The organism is Cellulosimicrobium sp. G4 BAM 1002 (assembly GCF_057126935.1).
On the sequence record NZ_CP182109.1, the window covers coordinates 1,861,848 to 1,880,881 of the forward strand.

Here is a 19,034-nt window from a genome sequence, read left to right on the forward strand (position 1 = left end):
TTGGAGATCATCGAAGTGAAGAGCGCCGTCGAGACCCTGGACCCCACCAAGGTCAAGCTGACCGTCGAGGTGGAGTACGACGAGCTCAAGCCGAGCGTCGAGCACGCCTACAAGCACATCGCGGAGCAGGTGAACATCCCCGGCTTCCGCAAGGGCAAGGTCCCTGCGCGCGTCATCGACCAGCGCGTGGGCTGGGGCGCCGTGATCGAGCACGCCGTCAACGACGCGCTCTCCGGCTTCTACCGCCAGGCCGCGAGCGAGGCCAGCCTGCGCCCGCTGGGCCAGCCCGAGGTCGAGGTCACGGAGATCCCGGCCAAGGCCGGCGAGGGCCAGCTGGCCTTCACCGCCGAGGTCGAGGTCCGCCCCGAGATCACCCTGCCCGCGCTCGACTCGCTCGAGGTCACGGTCGAGGCCGCCGAGGTCGCGGACGAGGACGTCGCCGAGCGCCTCGACGCGCTGCGCGAGCGCTTCGGCACGCTCGTCGGCGTGGACCGCCCGGCCGCCGAGGGCGACTTCGTCGTGCTCGACCTCAAGGCCGTCATCGACGGCGAGGAGGTCGACTCGGTCTCCGGCGTGAGCTACCAGATCGGCTCGGGCAACATGCTCGAGGGTCTCGACGAGGCGCTCACCGGTCTGTCCGCGGACGAGACCACGACGTTCACGGCACCGCTCGCCGGTGGCGAGCACGAGGGCGCCGACGCCGAGGTCACGGTCACGGCGACGTCGGTCAAGCAGCGCGACCTCCCCGAGGCCGACGACGACTTCGCCCAGCTCGCGTCCGAGTTCGACACGCTGGACGAGCTGACGGCGGACCTGCGCGAGCAGGTCGCGAGCATCAAGACGTCGAACCAGGCCGTCGCCGCGCGCGACGAGCTGCTCAAGGCGCTCAACGACGCGGTGGAGATCCCCGTGCCGTCGGGCGTCGTCGAGGCCGAGGTGCACCGTCACCTCGAGTCCGAGGGCCGTCTCGAGGACGACGAGCACCGCGCCGAGGTCACCGTCGAGGCGACCGACGCGATCCGCAACCAGATCCTCCTCGACACGCTCGCCGAGCAGCTCGAGATCAAGGTCGCCCAGAACGAGCTCCTCGAGTACCTCGTGAGCGCGTCGCGCCAGTACGGCATGGACCCGAACCAGTTCATCCAGTCCCTCGACCAGGGCGGTCAGATCCCCGCCATGGTCGGCGAGGTCGCGCGCTCCAAGTCGCTCGCCGTCGCGCTGCGCCAGATCGAGGTCAAGGACTCGGCGGGCAACGTCGTCGACCTGACCGAGTTCATCGGTTCGGACGAGGAGGACGCTGCGGACGAGGCAGCCGACGTCGAGGCCGCCGTGGCGGAGCCTGTCGAGGAGGCGCTCGTCGACGACTCGACGGAGGCCGCTGCCGACGCCCCGGTCGAGGACGACGCGCAGGACACCACCAAGGCCTGACGCACCAGCCGGTCGGACCGACGACGGCCCGCACCCTCATTCCGAGGGTGCGGGCCGTCGTCGTACCGGATGGCGACGGCGCCTCGTGCGCCGACAGCGAAAACCCGCCCCATCGGGACGAACGGCGGGCGTGGGCCGCGTTAGGGTCACTGCAGCACGGCCGGACCTCGGGCACCCTCGGGAGCCGACCAGAGCAGCGCAGGCGGGGTCGACCCGCGGGAGCGACGAAGGAGATGGAAGTGAACGAGCTGTACCTGCCGTCCGACACGACGGCCCCGGTCAACCGCGCCGAGGGTCCGGGACTCGGACTCAACGACTCCATCTACAACCGGCTCCTCAAGGAGCGCATCATCTGGCTCGGCTCGGAGGTGCGCGACGAGAACGCGAACGCGATCTGCGCCCAGATGATGCTGCTCGCGGCGGAGGACCCGGAGAAGGACATCTGGCTGTACATCAACTCGCCGGGCGGGTCGATCACGGCCGGCATGGCCATCTACGACACGATGCAGTACATCCAGCCGGACGTCGCGACCATCGCGATGGGCATGGCGGCCTCGATGGGGCAGTTCCTGCTCTCCTCGGGCACCAAGGGCAAGCGGTACGCGACGCCCCACGCGCGCGTCATGATGCACCAGCCGTCCGGCGGCATCGGCGGCACGGCGACCGACGTGCGCATCAACGCCCAGCTGATCATGCACATGAAGCGGGTGCTCTCCGAGCTGACGGCCGAGCAGACCGGCCAGTCGCTCGAGCAGATCATCAAGGACAACGACCGGGACAACTGGTTCACGGCCGAGGAAGCGCTGGAGTACGGCTTCATCGACCACGTCGTCACGAACGCCTCGTCGGTGACCGGCGGCGGCGGCACCACGGCCTCCTGACCCGCAACCGGACCCAGACTTCACCCGAGGAGAACCCGTGAGCTTCAGCGCCGAGTCCCAGTACCTGTCCACCGCGCAGCGCCTCGCCGGCGCGGGCGCCCGCCCGGGCGGCATCGCGCTGCCCGACGGCGCGCCGTCGGCCCGCTACGTGCTCCCGCAGTTCGAGGAGCGCACCGCGTACGGCTTCAAGCGGCAGGACCCCTACACCAAGCTGTTCGAGGACCGCATCATCTTCCTGGGCGTCCAGGTCGACGACGCGTCCGCCGACGACGTCATGGCCCAGCTCCTCGTGCTCGAGAGCCAGGACCCCGACCGTGACGTCATCCTCTACATCAACTCGCCGGGCGGGTCGTTCACCGCGATGACCGCGCTCTACGACACGATGCAGTACATCAAGCCGCAGATCCAGACGGTGTGCCTCGGCCAGGCCGCGTCCGCCGCCGCGGTGCTGCTCGCCGCGGGCCAGCCGGGCAAGCGCCTCGCGCTTCCGAACGCGCGCGTGCTCATCCACCAGCCCGCGATGGAGGGCGGCGGCTACGCGCAGGCGTCCGACATCGAGATCCACGCGAACGAGCTCATCCGCATGCGCGAGTGGCTCGAGGACACGCTCGCGCTGCACTCGGGCAACCCGGTCGAGCAGGTCCGCCAGGACATCGAGCGCGACAAGATCCTCACCGCCGCACAGGCGAAGGACTACGGCCTCGTGGACCAGGTCCTCGAGAGCCGCAAGGCCGTCGCGGTCAACAAGCCCTGACCGACGCCGACCGACCAGCATGACCACGCGCCGCGCCGTCGCTCCCCGCCGGGGGGCGGCGGCGCGACACGTTGGGCCCCGTACGGGGAGCCCACCTGACAACGGGGGCCCCGTGGTGTGGAATGGGGAGCAGGACTCGCTCGGCTGTGACCGGGCCGCGCGCCGTCGACCCCGACGGCCGCAGGCCCCGGCACCGGGACAAGGAGACGCGTAGTGGCTCGTATCTCAGACGGCGCCGACCTGCTGAAGTGCTCGTTCTGCGGCAAGTCGCAGAAGCAGGTCAAGAAGCTCATCGCGGGTCCCGGCGTGTACATCTGCGACGAGTGCATCGACCTGTGCAACGAGATCATCGAGGAAGAGCTCGCCGAGGCGAGCGAGCTCGGCCTCACCGAGCTCCCCAAGCCCCGGGAGATCTTCGACTTCCTCGAGCAGTACGTCATCGGCCAGGACGCCGCCAAGCGCGCCCTGGCCGTCGCTGTCTACAACCACTACAAGCGCGTCCAGGCGGGGGAGCAGACGAAGCCGTCGAGCCCCGACGACCCGGACTATGTGGAGCTGGCGAAGTCGAACATTCTGTTGATCGGTCCGACGGGGACGGGGAAGACGTATCTGGCGCAGACGTTGGCGCGGATGTTGAACGTGCCGTTTGCGATCGCGGATGCGACGGCGCTCACCGAGGCGGGGTATGTCGGTGAGGACGTGGAGAACATCTTGTTGAAGCTGGTGCAGGCGGCGGACTTCGATGTGAAGAAGGCTGAGACGGGGATCATCTATATCGATGAGATCGACAAGGTTGCGCGGAAGGCGGAGAACCCCTCGATCACGCGTGATGTGTCGGGTGAGGGTGTGCAGCAGGCGTTGTTGAAGATCATCGAGGGCACGAGTGCGTCGGTGCCGCCGCAGGGTGGTCGTAAGCATCCGCATCAGGAGTTCATCCAGGTCGATACGTCGAACGTGTTGTTCATCGTGGCGGGGGCTTTTGCGGGGTTGGACGACATCGTGGCGGCGCGTGCGCGTAAGCGTGGGGTGGGGTTTGGTGCGCCGATCGAGACGGGTGCGGGGGAGGATCTGTTCGCGCAGGTGCGGCCGGAGGATCTGCACCGGTTCGGGTTGATCCCGGAGTTCATCGGTCGGTTGCCGGTGATCGCGTCGGTGTCGGCGTTGGACGTGGAGGCGTTGGTGCGGATCTTGACGCAGCCGCGGAATGCGTTGGTGAAGCAGTATCAGCGGATGTTCGCGATCGACGGGGTGGAGCTGGAGTTCAGCGAGGGTGCGGTGCAGGCGGTCGCGGAGCAGGCGTTGTTGCGGGGGACGGGGGCGCGGGGGTTGCGGGCGATCATGGAGGAGGTGTTGCAGCAGGTGATGTTCGACGTGCCGTCGCGTGATGATGTGGAGCGGGTCGTGATCACGCGTGAGGTGGTGCTGGACAACGTGAATCCGACGATCGTGCCGCGTACGGCGCCGGCGCGTGCGCGGACCCCGCGGGAGAAGTCGGCCTGACGTCGGGGGTAGAACCCTGGTCGCGCGAGGTAGAACCGTGGTCGGCCGAAGTAGAACTCTGGTCGCGCGAAGTAGAACTCTGGTTCGTGGTCGGGTCCGCGTGCGGGGCGGGCTCGGTGCTCGGGCTGTCCGCGCCGTCGCCGTGGTCTGTCGGGCGCGGGTTTGAGGAGCGCGGCCTTGACGCCCTTCGCATCCGAGCCCGCCCCACCCGCTCCGCCATCACCTCACCCCAGGCGGACGCCCGGCTCCCGGACTCGCTGAGGTAGAACCGTGGTCTGCCGAGGTAGAACCGTGGTCGCGCGAAGTAGATCTTCGTGGCCGACCGACGACGGCGGTGGGTGTGCCGCTGATCAGGCGTCGCCGCTCGCGCGTGACCGAGAGGTGAGAACTGGCCCCTGGACCGCGCGGTTCTGGGGCCGTTCTCACCTCTCGCCAGCACCGACCCCTGCGGCGACGCGTGGGGGCGAGCCCATCGACCGGCCCAGCCCAACACGCGGTCGGCCACCGCCGGGAACGGGTCCACGGGCCGACCCGGTCGGGCGCCCGGAGTCGCCCGCGAGAGCGAAGACCAGGGCGAGACGACGCCGGAGGGGTGGGTGGGGGCGCCGCGTCGTGGTCGGGCCTGGCGGGAGCCGCGAGGAACGAGCGGCGGATGGTAGACGCGGCGCCCCCACCCACCCCGACACCCAAGCCGACCACGCGCCGTCCGACACGACCACGGTTCTACCCCGCGCGACCACGGTTCTACCTCGCGCGACCACGGTTCTATCTCGCGCTGCCAGGGTTCTACCTGGGCGGATCTTCGGTCAGGCGTCGGCCCCGACGGGGGCGCCGTAGAGGGTGTCGATGGTGGTGGAGAAGTCCTCGATGACGCGGGCGCGCTTCACCTTGAGCGAGGGGGTGAGGTAGCCGTTCTGCTCGGTGAAGTCCGTCGTCAGCACGGTGATCTTGCGGATCGACTCGGCGCGGGACACGGCCTCGTTCGCGTGGGAGACGGCGCGGTCGAGGGCCGCGAGGACGTCGGGGTTCGTCGCCGCCGTCTCGACGTCCATGTCCGGCAGTCCGTGCGTGGTCAGCCAGCCCGGGAGCATCTCGGCGTCGAGGGTGACCAGGGCGCCGATGAAGGGGCGCTGGTCACCCACGACGACGACCTGGCTCACGAGCGGGTGAGCGCGCAGGCGGTCCTCCAGGAGGGCCGGGGCGACGTTCTTGCCGCCGGCGGTGACGATGATCTCCTTCTTGCGGCCCGTGATGCGCAGGTAGCCGTCGGCGTCGAAGGCGCCGAGGTCGCCGGTGCGGAACCAGCCGTCCTGCAGCGCATCCGCGGTGAGGTCGGGGCGGTTGCGGTAGCCGCGGAAGACGTGGTCGCCCTTGACGAGGAGCTCGCCGTCGTCGTCGATGCGCAGCGACGTGCCGGGGAAGGCGGGGCCGACGGTCCCGATCTTCGTCAGGCCGGGCAGGTTCACGGCGGTGGGCGCCGTCGTCTCGGTGAGGCCGTAGCCCTCGAGGATGCGCAGCCCGACGCCTCGGTAGAAGTGACCCAGCCGCTCGCCGAGGGGTGCACCGCCTGAGATCGAGTACGTGAGCCGGCCGCCCATCGCCGCCCGCAGCGTCGAGTAGACGAGACGGTCGGCGGCGGCGTGCTGGACCCGGAGCACGGGTGACGGGCCGCTCGCGGTGTCGAGAGCGCGGGACCACGCGATGGCGACCTTGGCCGCCCAGTGGAACACCTTGCTCTTCGCGCCCGTGCCGGTCTTCTGCTCGGCGGAGTTGTAGACCTTCTCGAACACGCGGGGGACGGCGAGGAGGAACGTCGGGTGGAACGTCCCGAGGTCGGTGACGAGGTTCTTCGTGTCCCAGCTGTGCGCGAGGACGGCGTCGGACGCGACGACGACGACCTGGATGAACCGTGCGAAGACGTGGGCGAGCGGGAGGAACAGCAGCGTGCGCGCACCGGGTGCGTCGAGGATCTCGGCGAGTCCCGCGCGGCCGTTGAGCGCGAGGTGGACGAAGTTGCGGTGCGTGAGCTCGACGCCCTTCGGTCGACCCGTGGATCCCGACGTGTAGATGACGGTCGCGAGGTCGTCGACGCGCTGTGCCGCCCGACGGCGGTCGATCTCCTCCTGCGGCACGTCGCGTCCGGCGGTGCGCAGCGCGTCGACCGCACCGTCCTCGACGACGAGGACGTCCTCGAGGTCGGGAAGACGGTCGCGTACGGTCGCGACCTCGGCGGCGTGCGCCGGCGTCTCGACGATCGCGAGCCGCACTGCGGCGTCGGAGCAGATCCAGTGCACCTGCTCGGCTGACGACGTCTCGTACACCGGGACGGGCACGGCACCGGCTGCCCACACGGCGAAGTCGAGCAGGGTCCACTCGTAGCGCGTGCGCGACATGATGGCGACGTGATCACCGGGCTGGACGCCGCGCGCGACCAGTCCGCGCGCCACGGCGACGACGTCGGACTCGAACTCCTGCGCCGTCACCGGCACCCAGCCGTCGCCGGCGGAGCTGCGCCGTTCGACGAGCGTGGCGCGGGGGGAGCGCGCGACGCGGTCGGTCAGGAGGGTGCTGATGGTCGCCGTGGGGGAGACCTCGACGAGGCTCGGCGACGCGTGTTCCGTCATGTGACTCTCCGCTGAGTGGACGGCTCGGTAGGGACGGCGAGCCACTTTACTCCGTACTCGGAGTATCGCGTTCCTCGGCCCACGAGCAAGGCGTGGCGGGCGCCTAAGATCGGTGGGTGACGAACCACTCCGAGCCGCCCGCGCCGTCGGGCGGCACCTCCCCCGCGCACGACGTCCCGCCCGAGATCCTCACGCTGCGGGAGAGCATCGACAACATCGACGCGGCGCTCATGCACCTGCTCGCGGAGCGGTTCAAGTTCACGCGCCGCGTGGGCGAGCTCAAGGCACAGGGCGGACTGCCGCCCGCCGACCCCGACCGGGACCAGCAGCAGATCGCGCGCCTCACCGGCATCGCCGAGGGCGCGGGGCTCGACCCGGAGTTCGCCGAGCAGTTCCGCGCCTTCATCGTGCACGAGGTCATCCGCCACCACGAGCTCATCGCCGCCGAGCACGCGGCGTCCGGCGAGGGCACGCCCGTCCTCGACACGTACTCCTGAGCGGCGTCCGCCGGGCCTGACGCGCGGTGGCGGCGACGGTCGATCTGACGGACCCTGGAGAGGACCGAGGGCGGGCCCCCACGGGCGCAGCCTCGTGGACCGGGCGTCCCGCCCCACTGCCGACGGACGTCATGAGGTGTTCGCATGAAGATCGATTGGCTCAAGCCGCTCCTAGGCCACCCGGGTCCCTTCGCGACGGTGTACATCGACGCGACGAGGGCCAACGAGGCCGGGGACCGCGAGGTCGAGAACCGCTGGAAGGGGGTACGGCGCCAGCTGCGCCAGGAGGGTGCCCCCGACGCCGTGCTCGACGACCTCGAGGAGGTGGTGCTCCGGCCGACGCGGGTGGGGGGCACGCACGGGCGCGTGCTGATCGCGGACGACACCGGAGTGCTCGTCGACCGGGTCGTGAAGGACCCCCCGGCGCTCACCAAGGGCTCCTGGGGCCCCGTGCCGGCCCTGCTGCAGGCGGCACGCGCTGCGGACGAGTCCGTGGACTATGTCCGGGTCGTCGTCGACCGCCAGGGCGCGGACCTCACGTGGTCCGTCGCCGGCGGGCACGTGCCCTACGGCGACGCGGAGTCGGTCGAGGGCGGGCACGACGTCATCAACAAGGTCAGCACCGGCGGGCTCTCGCAGAAGCGCATCGAGTCGCGTGCGGAGGACTCCTGGGAGCGCAACGCGGAGGCCGTCGCCGCGGAGATCGAGCGCCAGGCGGCGGACTACCGGCCGGAGCTCGTGCTGCTGACCGGCGACGTGCGGGCGGTCCCGCTCGTGCGCGGCGCGCTCGGACGGGCGACGGCGGACCTCGTCGTCGAGGTGCCGGGTGGAGGCCGCGGTCCGGGCATCAACGAGGCCGCGTTCGAGGCGAACGTCGCCGACGCGCTCGACAGCTTCCGGGAGCGGCGGCGGGAGAAGGTCCTCGCCGAGTTCCGGCAGGAGCAGGGACGCGAGTCCGGCGCGGTGACGTCCGTGGAGGACGTCGTGGCAGTCCTCTCACGCGGGCAGGTCAAGGAGCTCGTCCTCGCGGACGAGTACGGCCAGGACACGGCGCTCGACGGCCGGTCGCTCTGGATCGGGCCGAGCCCGCTGCACATCGCAGCCTCCAAGGAGGAGATCGAGGACCTCGGCGTCACGGAGGGGTTCGAGAAGCTGCCCGCGACCGTCGCCCTCGTCCGCGCAGCGATCGGCCAGGACGCAGGGCTCACCTTCGCGCCCGAGGGCAGCGTCGAGCTCATCGAGGGCGTCGGCGCGACGCTGCGTTGGACCGATGAGGGCACGCCGCGCGAGGTCGCGGCGACGATGTCCGGGGACGACTCGCGGTTGCGCGGGGAGATCATCTGACGCGGTTCGCGCCTCCCGTCGTAGCCGGCCCGCCTCGTGCGTGGCGTCAGCTCGTGCGGCGATGGACGACGACGGGCCCCGACCTTCGCGGTCGGGGCCCGTCGTGCATCGTCCAGGCGGTGCTGCGTCAGGCCTTCTTGCGGGCCTCGGGCTCGCCGAGCTCGGAGGAGACGACGACGATGCCGCCCTGGACGGCTGCGTCGCCCTGGCCCTCGGTCGCCTCGACCAGGTCGAGCGTGCCGGTGACGCGGCCGCCGTTGCGGACGTCGACGACCGCGGCCTCGACGCCGACGAGCGACGCCGCCGGGACGGCGACCTGGGCCGCGAGGATGGGCGTGCGCATCGAGACCTTGGCCTCGGACTTGACCTTGCGCAGCGCAGCGAGCGCGTGGCCCGCCGCCGTGAGGACGGCCGGGTCGGCGCCCTGCGCGGCCGAGCGCGCGACGTCCGACGTGGGCCACGGCGCGCGGTGGATCGAGCCCTCCGACGCGCGCCACCAGGACCAGACCTCCTCGGTCGCGAACGGCACGAACGGCGCGAAGAGACGCAGGAGCGTGTCGAGCGCGATCGCGAGCGCGACGCGCGCCGACCGGGTCTCGGGCGAGACGTCGGACGCCGCGGCCCCGGCACCGTAGGCGCGGTCCTTGACGAGCTCGAGGTAGTCGTCGCAGAACGTCCAGAAGAACGTCTCCGTGACCTCGAGGGCGCGCGTGTGGTCGTACGCCTCGAACGCCTCGGTCGCCTTCTCGACGACGGACGCGAGGCCCGCGAGCATCGCGCGGTCGAGCGTCTCGGTGACGAGCGCGGGGTCGAGGACGATCGCGCCCGTCCCGGTCTCCGCGTCGACACCGAACGACAGCGCGAACTTCGACGCGTTGAGGATCTTGATCGCGAGGCGACGGCCGATCTTCATCTGACCGACCTCGAACGCCGCGTCGGTGCCGAGGCGGGCGGACGCCGCCCAGTACCGCACCGCGTCCGAGCCGTGCTCCTCGAGCAGACCCATGGGCGTCACGACGTTGCCCTTGGACTTCGACATCTTCTTGCGGTCGGGGTCGAGGATCCAGCCCGAGATCGCGGCGTTCTTCCACGGCAGCGACCCGAACTCGAGGTGCGAGCGCACGACCGTCGAGAAGAGCCACGTGCGGATGATGTCCTGGCCCTGGGGGCGCAGGTCCATGGGGAACACGCGCTCGAACAGGTCGGGGTCGGCCTCCCAGCCGCCCGCGATCTGCGGGGTGAGGGACGACGTCGCCCACGTGTCCATGATGTCGTTCTCGCCGACGAAGCCGCCCGGCTTCCCGCGCTGGTCCTCGGTGTACCCGGCGGGCACGTCGGACGACGGGTCGACCGGGAGCACGTCCTCCGACGGGACGATCGGGTGGTCGTGGTCGACCTCGCCCGACTCCAGCACCGGGTACCACAGCGGGATCGAGACGCCGAAGAAGCGCTGGCGCGAGACGAGCCAGTCGCCGTTGAGACCGCCGACCCAGTTCTCGTAGCGCACGCGCATGAAGTCGGGGTGGAAGGCGAGCTCCTTGCCCCGCTGCAGCAGCTCGCCGCGCAGGTCGCGGCGCGTCCCGTCCGCGGCGGTCCAGTCGCGGCCGCCGTTGCGGATGTACCACTGGCGGGACGTGACGATCTCGAGCGGCTTCTCGCCCCGCTCGTAGAAGTTCGCCATGCGCTGGGTCGGGACGGGCTCGCCGACGAGGTCTCCGGAGTCCCGCAGGGCGTCGACGACGACCTGGCGCGCGGAGAACGTCGTCTTGCCGGCCATCTCGGCGAAGAGACCCTGGCCCGCGTGCGACGTGATCCACTCCGGCGTCTCGCGCACGACGCGCCCGTCGCGCTGGATGATCGAGCGGGTCGGCAGCTGCAGCTCGCGCCACCACTGCACGTCGGTGAGGTCGCCGAAGGTGCAGCACATCGCGATGCCCGCGCCCTTGTCGGGCTCCGCCGCCGGGTGCGCGAGGACGGGGAGCTCGACGTCGAAGAGCGGCGAGCGCACGGTCGTGCCGAACAGGTGCTGGTAGCGCTCGTCGTCCGGGTGCGCGATGAGCGCGACGCACGCCGCGAGCAGCTCGGGGCGCGTCGTCTCGATGTGCACGACCTCGCCCGTCGTCGCGCCGTCGGCCGTGCGGTGGAACGCGATCTTGTGGAAGTGCCCCGGGTACTCGCGCGCCTCGAGCTCGGCCTGCGCGACCGCCGTCTGGAACGTCACGTCCCACAGGCCGGGCGCCTGCGCCTGGTAGGCCTCGCCGCGCGCGAGGTTGCGCAGGAATGCGCGCTGGGCCGCGGTGCGCGACCGGGCGTCGATCGTCTGGTAGGTCTGCGCCCAGTCGACGGAGAGGCCGAGCCGGCGCCAGACCGCCTCGAACTGCTTCTCGTCCTCGACGGTGAGGCGCTCGCACAGCTCGATGAAGTTGCGCCGGCTGACGGGCACGTCCGGGGTCTTCGACGACTTGCCCTCGCCGCCCTCCTGCGGAGGCACGAAGTCCTCGACGTAGGGCAGCGTCGGGTCGCACCGTACGCCGTAGTAGTTCTGCACGCGGCGCTCGGTGGGCAGGCCGTTGTCGTCCCAGCCCATCGGGTAGAAGACCTCGAGACCACGCATGCGCTGGTAGCGGGCGACGACGTCGGTGTGCGTGTACGAGAAGACGTGGCCGACGTGGAGCGACCCGGACGCCGTGGGCGGCGGGGTGTCGATCGAGTAGATCTGCTCGCGGGTCTTCGTCCGGTCGAACGCGTACGTGCCCTGCTCGGCCCAGCGCGCGCCGTGCGTGTCCTCGAGGCCTTCGAGGCTCACGCGGTCCGGTACTCCCGCGACCACCGCACGGACGACGTCACCAGCTACGCGGCCGGCAGACGTGCCGGGGGCGGCGGTCGTTGCTGCGGTGGCTTCGGTCGCGCCCGTCGGCGCGTTCGTCGGGAAGTCGCTCATGGTCGCCCATTCTCCCAGATCCCGGGGTGTGGACGGACGGCGTCTCGCCGCGTGGCCGCGGCCCCGTGTGCGGAGATCAGGCGCGATCGAGCAACGCTGCCACGACGAGAGCGACGACGGCGACGAGCGGAGGGAGCAGGACGGTCCACGACGGCCCTCGGCGACGCAGGCGCCTGCTCGACGACACCGTCTCCGCACGGTGGGGCGACGTCCCCGACGGCGCGGGGACGGCCGACCCGAGCTCTCCTCCCAGGCGGGCGGAGAGACCGTCGGCAGTTCGCAGGACCCACTCCCACCGCGCCGGGTCCAGCGTGCCGAGCGGCTGCCGGCTGTAGAGGAAGAGCCGGTCGTCGACCACCTCCGCCGACAGCGGGACCGGGGACCCCACGATGCTGCCGAGGACGTCGGGGGAGAGCGCGGCTCGCGCCACGTCCTGGGCGCCGTCCAGGCACGAGACACGCAGCCGCGCGCCGAGCTCGCCGTCGAGCTCGAGCTCCTGAGAGCGGTCGAGGGCGTGCGGGGCCGGGGCGCCCCGCGACCCGTCGGTGCGTCGCGTCTCGACGACCAGGTGGGGCAGCGACCGGTCGAGCGTGGCCATGACGTACCACCACGGGTGGATCTCGACGACCTTCCCGCGCTGCTCCTGGTAGGTGTACGACGCGACCTCCACGGGCCGCGGGACGCGGGTGCGCACGACGTCCCGCGCGGTGCGCGGCGTTCCCACCCCGAAGAGCATGCCCGGACGGTCGGGCGCGTCGATCGACGGCTCGAAGTCGAAGCCGTTCGCGGCCGCGAAGCGGCTGAGCCGGTACGTCTGCTCGCCGGCCTGCGTCGAGCCCCGCCGCACCGCGACGACGACCAGTCCCAGGGTGACGACCGCGGCCGGGACCGCGAGCCACGGCACGACGCCGAGCGGGGTGTCTAGGCCGAGCGCGTGCAGCCCCATGGCGACGAGGACCAGCAGGAGCGCGAACGCGGCCGCCACGACGGCGAGCGCGAGCGCGCCGAGGAGCGTCCCGACGAGCGCGCCGAGCACGACGGCCGCGGGCGACCGGGGGTCGTGCGCCGTCCGCGAGCGGTGGTAGGCCCGCACGGCCGCACGGTCGACGGGCTCGACGAGCGCACGCCCGTCCAGCAGGGGGACGTTCCCAGGCGAGGTCGGCACGGTCACGACGCGAGGCTAGCGTCCGCGATGACCGCGCAGGTGGAGCGGGCATAGGCTCGTAGCCATGTCCTCAGACCTCACCGTCGGCTACGCCGCCATGCTGGAGCAGTTCCACCCGACCGAGGCCGTCGAGCTCTCGGCCTTCGCCGAGGAGCACGGCTTCTCGGGCACCATGGCGGCCGACCACTTCCAGCCGTGGGTCCCCGCCCAGGGGCAGTCCTCGTTCGTGTGGAACGTGCTCACCGCGCTCGGCGAGCGCACGCGCGGCGACCTGGGCCCGGGCGTCACGGCACCGACCTTCCGCTGGCACCCCGCGATGGTCGCGCAGGCGTCCGCGACGCTCGCGGCGATGTACCCCGGCAGGCACTGGCTCGGGCTGGGCTCGGGCGAGGCGCTCAACGAGCACGTCGTCGCCGGCTACTGGCCCGAGGCGCCCGAGCGGATCAACCGCATGTTCGAGGCCATCGACGTCATCAAGAAGCTCTTCACCGCCTCGCTCGCGGGCAAGGACGTCAAGCACGCCGGGCAGTTCTACAAGATGGAGTCCACGCGTCTGTGGACCATGCCCGAGGTGCCGCCGGAGATCCTCGTCGCGACCGCCGGGCCCGTGACGGCGAAGCGCGCGGGCAAGCACGCCGACGGCCTCATCACGGTCGGCGCGCCGCTGGAGAAGATCTCCATGCTGTTCGGCAAGTTCGACGACGGCGTCCGCGAGTCGGGTCGCGACCCCGAGTCGATGCCCAAGGTGCTCCAGCTGCACCTCTCGTGGGCGGCGACGGACGAGGAGGCGCTCACGAACGCCATGACCGAGTGGCCCAACGGCGGCATGAAGTTCCCCAAGGCGGACATCCGCTCCCCGCACGACTTCGAGCAGATGGCCAAGCTCGTGCGGCCCGAGGACTTCGAGGGCCGCATGGTCATCTCGGCCGACCCGGACGAGCACCGTGCGTACATCCAGAAGTTCGTCGACCTCGGTTTCGACCGCATCTACCTCCACAACGTGGGCCGCAACCAGCGCGAGTGGATCGAGACCTTCGGGCGCGACGTCCTGCCGAAGCTCTCCCGATGAGCGACGACGCCGCGCGTCTGAGCGTCTGGGCGCCGTCGGGCCTGGGCGAGGTGCGCCCGGGCGACGACCTGGCCGTGCTCGTCGGAGACCTCCTGGCTGACGACGCACGCGCCACGGGCGACGCGCTCGCCGACGGGGACGTCGTCGTCGTCACGAGCAAGGTCGTCTCCAAGGCGGAGGGCCGGGTCGTCGCGGCCGCAGACCGCGAGCAGGCGATCACCGACGAGACGGTCCGCGTCGTCGCGACGCGCGAGCGGCCGGGGCTTCCCCCGCTGCGCATCGTCGAGAACCGCCTGGGCCTGGTCATGGCCGCGGCCGGCGTCGACGCGTCGAACACGCCCGAGGGCACCGTGCTGCTCCTCCCGCTCGACCCGGACGCGAGCGCCCGGGCGCTGCGGGCGGCGCTGCGCGACCGGTTCGGGATCGACCGCCTGGGCGTCGTCGTCACCGACACCATGGGCCGCGCGTGGCGCGACGGGCTCGTGGACGTCGCGATCGGGGCGGCGGGGATCGCCGTCGTCGAGGACCTGCGCGGGGGCGTGGACGAGCACGGGCGCCCGCTGTCGGTCACGGTCACCGCCGTGGCGGACGAGGTCGCCGCCGCGAGCGAGCTCGTCCGCGGCAAGACGTCCGGCCGGCCAGTGGCGGTCGTCCGGGGCCTCGGCCGGTACGTCGGGTCCGACGACGGTCCGGGGGCGCGCACGCTCGTCCGACCCTCGGCGGACGACCTGTTCCGTGAGGGCAGCGCCGAGGCGTACGCCCGAGGCCTCGCGGACGCCCACCGCGGGCGCGAGGCCGACGAGTCGGTGCGCGAGGCCGCGTACGCGGACGGCTACCGGGCCGGGTTCGGCGAGGGCTTCCGGGAGGGGTCGGGGAACGAGCCGGTCGCCGGGGCCTGACGGCGTCGGCGGTGCCACCCGGGAATCGCCTGGTTCCCGGGTGCCGGGGCGGATAGCCTGCGGTGATGCTGCCCGCCGACTGGATCCCGCACCGCCGCCCGGACGACCGCGAGCACGTCGGATGGATCCGTCCCGCGGGCGACGACTGGGTCGCGGTGAACCTGCTCGGACGCGAGCTCACGGAACCGGTCGACTGGCTCGCGGCCGAGGAGGCCCTCGACGCGGTCTCGCTCGCCTGGTTCGCCGACGTCTGGGTGCTCGAGCGGGAGGACGGCGAGCCGCTGCGCGTCCGGCTCGTCGAGGTCACGCCCGACGGCGTCGTGGTGCAGACCGACGACTTCGGCGCGATCGACGTGCCGGTCGAACGGTACGCCCTCCCGTGGCCGCCGCCGGCCGCGCTGCGCCCGAGGCGCCCGGAGGACCCGGACGGCAGAGTCCTGCCCGGGCTCGGGGTCTGAGGCGGCGTAGCCCGGGAGGACCGGTCGTTCGTGGTCGGTGCGTGTCAGCCGGCGTCCGTCGTGCCCTCGTACAGCCCGATCTGGTTCCCGTCGTCGTCCTCGAAGATCGCCCACCAGGACGTCGGGCTGATCTCGGAACGCTCCATGACGACCGTCCCGCCGAGCTCGCGAACCTTCGCGAGCGTCTCGTCGATGGAGTCGACCTCGACATAGCTGCGCGGGCTCGTGAAGCCCTCCGACCGGGGCGCGAGCCCGCCGCCGCTGATCTTGTTCGGTGCCTGCCACATCGGGTATCCCTCGAAACCCGGGATCTCCGCGATCTGCCAGCCGAACAGCTCACCGTAGAACTGCGTGGCCCGGCCGGTGTCGCTCACCGGGATGTCGATGTGCGTGATGTCTCCGTGCGCCATGGTTCCTCCCCGTGCCGGTGACGGGCGGACACCCGCCGACTGCCAGCCTAGGGAACGGGGTCGGTGCCGCAACAGGGTCGCGGCTACGCCTTATCCGCCGTGGGTAGGTCACCGACCGGTGAGGTCTCGACCTCCACCTCAGGGTCAGGGCGAGCCTCGGGGTCTGCCGCCTCCGTGGCGGACTCCGCGTCCGCGGCGGTGACCTCCGTGCGATCCCCGGAGAGCCAGCGCAGCCAGCCCGAGCCGGGGTCCGGCTCCAGGACCAGCGCGCGCACGAGCAGGGTGAGCGGGATCGCGAGGATGGCGCCGAGCGGGCCGATGACGAAGGTCCAGAACACGACGGAGACGAAGCTCAGGGTGAGGCTGAGGTTGACGGCGTCCGCGACGAACTTGGGCTGCACCAGTACCTGCAGCACGACGTTGACCACGCAGTAGACCGCGATCACGGCGAGCGCGAGCTGCCAGCCCCCGACGACGAACGCCATGATGACCGGCGGCACGAGGCCGAGGACGAAGCCGATGTTCGGGATGAAGTTGGTGACGAACGCGAGGATCGCCCACACCATCGGGGCCGGCACGCCGAGCATCCACAGCGCGAACCCGTCGACGATCGCCACGACGGCACCGAACGAGGCGTTGACCACGAAGTACCGACGCACGCCCCCGCTGAACCGGGTCGCCCGGTCGATCGTGGTGGCACGCTCGCTGCCGAACACCGTGCTCGCCGTCGAGTACCGCGCGGCGTCCGCAGCCATGAAGATCGCGTACGCGAGGACGAAGAAGAAGGCCGTCGCGATGCCCAGGACGATCCCGGAGACGTCGCCGGCGAGGCTCAGGACCCGGCCGGGCTCGAGCCACGCCGTCGCAGCCTCCGCGATGTCCGTGTCGATACCGGCCGCCGCGAGCTGGTCGACGACGTCCTCGACCGAGCGCACCAGCGCCGGGAGGTACTCGCGGACCAGGTCGGCGAACCGGAACCCCGCGAAGACGAGCATCGCCACGAGGGCCGCCAGGATGAGGTAGGCGAGGACGACGACCGCCGTCGTCGCGGCCCAGCGCGGCCAGCCGCGACGCTCGAGCGGGAAGCGCACCGGGTGGCAGATGATGATGATCACCGCGGCGAGGAAGATGGGCGCAAGCACCTCGCGCGCGGTGTGCACCCCGGCGAGGACGACCACGCCCGCGGCGAGAGCGAGGAGGGTCCGCGTGGCGGGAGGCAGCGCGGGAGCGCCGGGTGTCGTCGTGGTCACGCGCCGACCCTAGCGAACCCTCGGGTCCGCCGGATCAGCTCTTCGCGGCCTTCGCCGCGGCCTTTTGCTCCTTCTTGAAGGCGCGCACCTCGGCGAGCGACTCCGGGTTCGTGACGTCCGCGATGGACCGCCGGGAGCCGTCGTCGCCGTAGTGGCCCGCGGCCTCGCGCCACCCGGCGGGCTGCACGCCGCGCTGCTTGCCGAGGAGGGCGAGGAAGATCTTCGCCTTCTGCTCCCCGAAGCCGGGGAGTGCCCGCAGCCGGGCGAGGACCTCGGCGCCGGTGGGGGCCGCCCCGCCGTCGTCCCCGGCGCCCGGCGTCGTCCAGATGCCGCTCGTGTCGCCGTCGTACTCGTCCACCACCACGCGCGCGAGCTCCTGGATGCGCCCGGCCATCGAGCGTCCGTAGCGGTGGATAGCGGGCGGCGTCGTCGCGAGCGTGACGAACGCGTCCGGGTCGGCGTCGGCGACCGCGCGCGGGTCGATCGAGCCGAGCCGGTCCCGGATCTTGCGCGGCCCCGCGAACGCGTGCTCCATCGGGTACTGCTGGTCGAGGAGCATCCCGACGAGGAGCGCGAACGCGTCGTCGCTCAGCAGGGTGTCGCTCTCGCGGTCACCGGTGATCCACAGGTCACGTGCCATGCGTCCCATGATGACAGCCCCGTCAGGTGGCGCTGGTTTCAGTGCCTTTCCTCAGGACCGCGGACCGTTCGGGAAGCGCCCTGCGCTCGTGCTCTCAGGGCGTTGACGGGCGGAACCCGCCGGAGGATCGTGGGAGGCGTACGAAGGAGTACGCCATGCGTCGTCGAGTGCTCGTCTGGTTGTCCGTCCTGTCGCTGCTCCTCACGGGGGTGATGCTCACGGGGACCGTCGCCACGGCCCCGGCGGCGGCGGCTCATCCGTACTGCGGGCAGGTCTGGGGCTCGCTCGAGAAGGGCGTGCCAGGCATGTCCGCCGGTCGGCTGACCGACGTCCGTGCCGGGCGCCATGCGTGCTTCGACCGGCTCGTGCTCGACGTCGACGCCCCGCTCACCGGGTGGTCGGTGCGCTACGTGAACCAGGTCGTCATGGACGGCTCGGGGAACGTCGTGCCGGTCCGGGGTGGGGCGCGGCTGGAGGTCGTGGCACGGGTCGGTGCCGTCCCGACCGACGCGTTCTTCGGCGGCCCGGGAGGCACGCTCGTCGACACGACCGGCTACCGCACCTTCCGGCATGTCGCGTGGGCCGGCAGCTTCGAGGGCGTGACGACGATCGGGCTCGGCGTACGTGCTCGGCTGCCGTTCCGCGCGTTCGTCCTTGCCGGCCCGGGTTCGGGCTCCCGGCTGGTCGTCGACGTCGGGCACGAGTGGTGCGCGGCGGGCCACCGGGACTGCTGAGGCTCTCTCCGGGTCAGGGCAGCGCGAGCAGCCGTCCGGTGCGGAACTCGTCGACCCCCGTGCGGCGCAGGACGGCGCTCGTCCAGCCGGGCAGCAGGCGCAGGCCGTCCTCGCCGGTGACGCGGCGGAGGTCGTCCACGTGGTACTCCTCGCCCCGACGCTCGAGCACGAACCAGCCGGCGGCATCCACGTTGTGCAGCCAGTCGACGTCGGGTCCGTAGGTCAGGGCGAGCACGACCCGCACGTCTGACCCGTCGCGGTACGCGAACGCGAAGACCGGGGTGCGGTACTCGCGTCCGCTGCGGCGCCCGACGTGGCGGACGACGGCCATCGGCCCGACGCCCGTCGCGACGCGGAGCATCACGGGGTTGAGAAAGCGCTTGTTGTTGCGGGCGACCCAGCGCGGCATCGGCATGGTCCATCGTCACGCGAGGGGTGCT

17 protein-coding genes are annotated in these 19,034 nt (G+C 71.6%); 10 read left to right on the forward strand and 7 right to left on the reverse strand.

What is annotated here, in order from left to right; translation table 11 throughout:
• Window positions 1–15 precede the first annotated feature (15 nt).
• From tig to clpX, 4 genes are all read left to right on the forward strand, one after another.
• Window positions 16–1,428, forward strand: coding sequence for a trigger factor (tig, locus tag ACMXGY_RS08360; RefSeq protein WP_483776381.1), 1,413 nt, complete (start codon window positions 16–18; stop codon window positions 1,426–1,428).
• Between the two features lie 233 nt (window positions 1,429–1,661).
• Window positions 1,662–2,309 carry an ATP-dependent Clp protease proteolytic subunit gene (locus ACMXGY_RS08365; RefSeq protein WP_483776382.1) on the forward strand — a complete coding sequence of 216 codons (648 nt, stop codon included), beginning with the start codon at window positions 1,662–1,664 and terminating at the stop codon, window positions 2,307–2,309.
• A 37-nt stretch (window positions 2,310–2,346) separates the two neighbouring features.
• Window positions 2,347–3,063: an ATP-dependent Clp protease proteolytic subunit gene (locus ACMXGY_RS08370; protein WP_483776383.1), complete on the forward strand. Its 717-nt coding sequence runs from the start codon at window positions 2,347–2,349 to the stop codon at window positions 3,061–3,063.
• 213 nt (window positions 3,064–3,276) lie between these two features.
• A complete protein-coding gene (gene clpX, locus ACMXGY_RS08375; protein ID WP_483776384.1) occupies window positions 3,277–4,563 on the forward strand; it encodes an ATP-dependent Clp protease ATP-binding subunit ClpX in 1,287 nt (428 codons plus the stop codon).
• Window positions 4,564–5,369: 806 nt separating this feature from the next.
• Here the strand turns inward: clpX and ACMXGY_RS08380 are convergent.
• Entirely contained in the window at window positions 5,370–7,187 is a 1,818-nt protein-coding gene (locus ACMXGY_RS08380) for an AMP-dependent synthetase/ligase (RefSeq protein ID WP_483776385.1), read from the reverse strand.
• Between the two features lie 116 nt (window positions 7,188–7,303).
• On the opposite strand from ACMXGY_RS08380, the gene ACMXGY_RS08385 reads away from it, so the two are divergent.
• On the forward strand, window positions 7,304–7,684 hold the full coding sequence (locus ACMXGY_RS08385) for a chorismate mutase (protein ID WP_483776386.1): 381 nt from the start codon (window positions 7,304–7,306) through the stop codon (window positions 7,682–7,684).
• 144 nt (window positions 7,685–7,828) lie between these two features.
• Window positions 7,829–9,028 (forward strand): baeRF2 domain-containing protein, encoded by a 1,200-nt coding sequence (locus ACMXGY_RS08390; RefSeq protein ID WP_483776387.1) that lies wholly within the window; start codon window positions 7,829–7,831, stop codon window positions 9,026–9,028.
• Window positions 9,029–9,155: 127 nt separating this feature from the next.
• Here ACMXGY_RS08390 and valS read toward each other — a convergent pair whose 3' ends face one another.
• A complete protein-coding gene (gene valS, locus ACMXGY_RS08395; protein ID WP_483776388.1) occupies window positions 9,156–11,969 on the reverse strand; it encodes a valine--tRNA ligase in 2,814 nt (937 codons plus the stop codon).
• Window positions 11,970–12,045: 76 nt separating this feature from the next.
• Window positions 12,046–13,140 carry a hypothetical protein gene (locus ACMXGY_RS08400; RefSeq protein WP_483776389.1) on the reverse strand — a complete coding sequence of 365 codons (1,095 nt, stop codon included), beginning with the start codon at window positions 13,138–13,140 and terminating at the stop codon, window positions 12,046–12,048.
• A gap of 58 nt (window positions 13,141–13,198) precedes the next feature.
• Between ACMXGY_RS08400 and ACMXGY_RS08405 the strand changes: the two genes are divergently transcribed.
• From ACMXGY_RS08405 to ACMXGY_RS08415, 3 genes are all read left to right on the forward strand, one after another.
• Window positions 13,199–14,203, forward strand: coding sequence for a TIGR03557 family F420-dependent LLM class oxidoreductase (locus ACMXGY_RS08405; protein WP_483776390.1), 1,005 nt, complete (start codon window positions 13,199–13,201; stop codon window positions 14,201–14,203).
• Window positions 14,200–15,102: a coenzyme F420-0:L-glutamate ligase gene (locus ACMXGY_RS08410; protein ID WP_483776391.1), complete on the forward strand. Its 903-nt coding sequence runs from the start codon at window positions 14,200–14,202 to the stop codon at window positions 15,100–15,102. The genes ACMXGY_RS08405 and ACMXGY_RS08410 overlap by 4 nt, the downstream gene beginning before the upstream one ends.
• 65 nt (window positions 15,103–15,167) lie before the next feature.
• Window positions 15,168–15,560 carry a hypothetical protein gene (locus ACMXGY_RS08415; RefSeq protein ID WP_483776392.1) on the forward strand — a complete coding sequence of 131 codons (393 nt, stop codon included), beginning with the start codon at window positions 15,168–15,170 and terminating at the stop codon, window positions 15,558–15,560.
• A gap of 44 nt (window positions 15,561–15,604) precedes the next feature.
• Here the strand turns inward: ACMXGY_RS08415 and ACMXGY_RS08420 are convergent, their stop codons facing one another.
• The 3 genes from ACMXGY_RS08420 to ACMXGY_RS08430 all read right to left on the reverse strand — a co-directional run bounded on the left by ACMXGY_RS08420 (window position 15,605) and on the right by ACMXGY_RS08430 (window position 17,860).
• Window positions 15,605–15,970, reverse strand: coding sequence for a VOC family protein (locus tag ACMXGY_RS08420; protein WP_483776393.1), 366 nt, complete (start codon window positions 15,968–15,970; stop codon window positions 15,605–15,607).
• Between the two features lie 83 nt (window positions 15,971–16,053).
• Window positions 16,054–17,220 (reverse strand): AI-2E family transporter, encoded by a 1,167-nt coding sequence (locus ACMXGY_RS08425; RefSeq protein WP_483776394.1) that lies wholly within the window; start codon window positions 17,218–17,220, stop codon window positions 16,054–16,056.
• Window positions 17,221–17,254: 34 nt separating this feature from the next.
• Window positions 17,255–17,860, reverse strand: coding sequence for an HhH-GPD-type base excision DNA repair protein (locus ACMXGY_RS08430; protein ID WP_483776395.1), 606 nt, complete (start codon window positions 17,858–17,860; stop codon window positions 17,255–17,257).
• Between the two features lie 155 nt (window positions 17,861–18,015).
• On the opposite strand from ACMXGY_RS08430, the gene ACMXGY_RS08435 reads away from it, so the two are divergent.
• Window positions 18,016–18,594 carry an AMIN-like domain-containing (lipo)protein gene (locus ACMXGY_RS08435; RefSeq protein WP_483776396.1) on the forward strand — a complete coding sequence of 193 codons (579 nt, stop codon included), beginning with the start codon at window positions 18,016–18,018 and terminating at the stop codon, window positions 18,592–18,594.
• 13 nt (window positions 18,595–18,607) lie between these two features.
• Here ACMXGY_RS08435 and ACMXGY_RS08440 read toward each other — a convergent pair whose 3' ends face one another.
• A complete protein-coding gene (locus ACMXGY_RS08440) occupies window positions 18,608–19,009 on the reverse strand; it encodes a PNPOx family protein (protein ID WP_483776397.1) in 402 nt (133 codons plus the stop codon).
• Window positions 19,010–19,034: the final 25 nt, after the last annotated feature.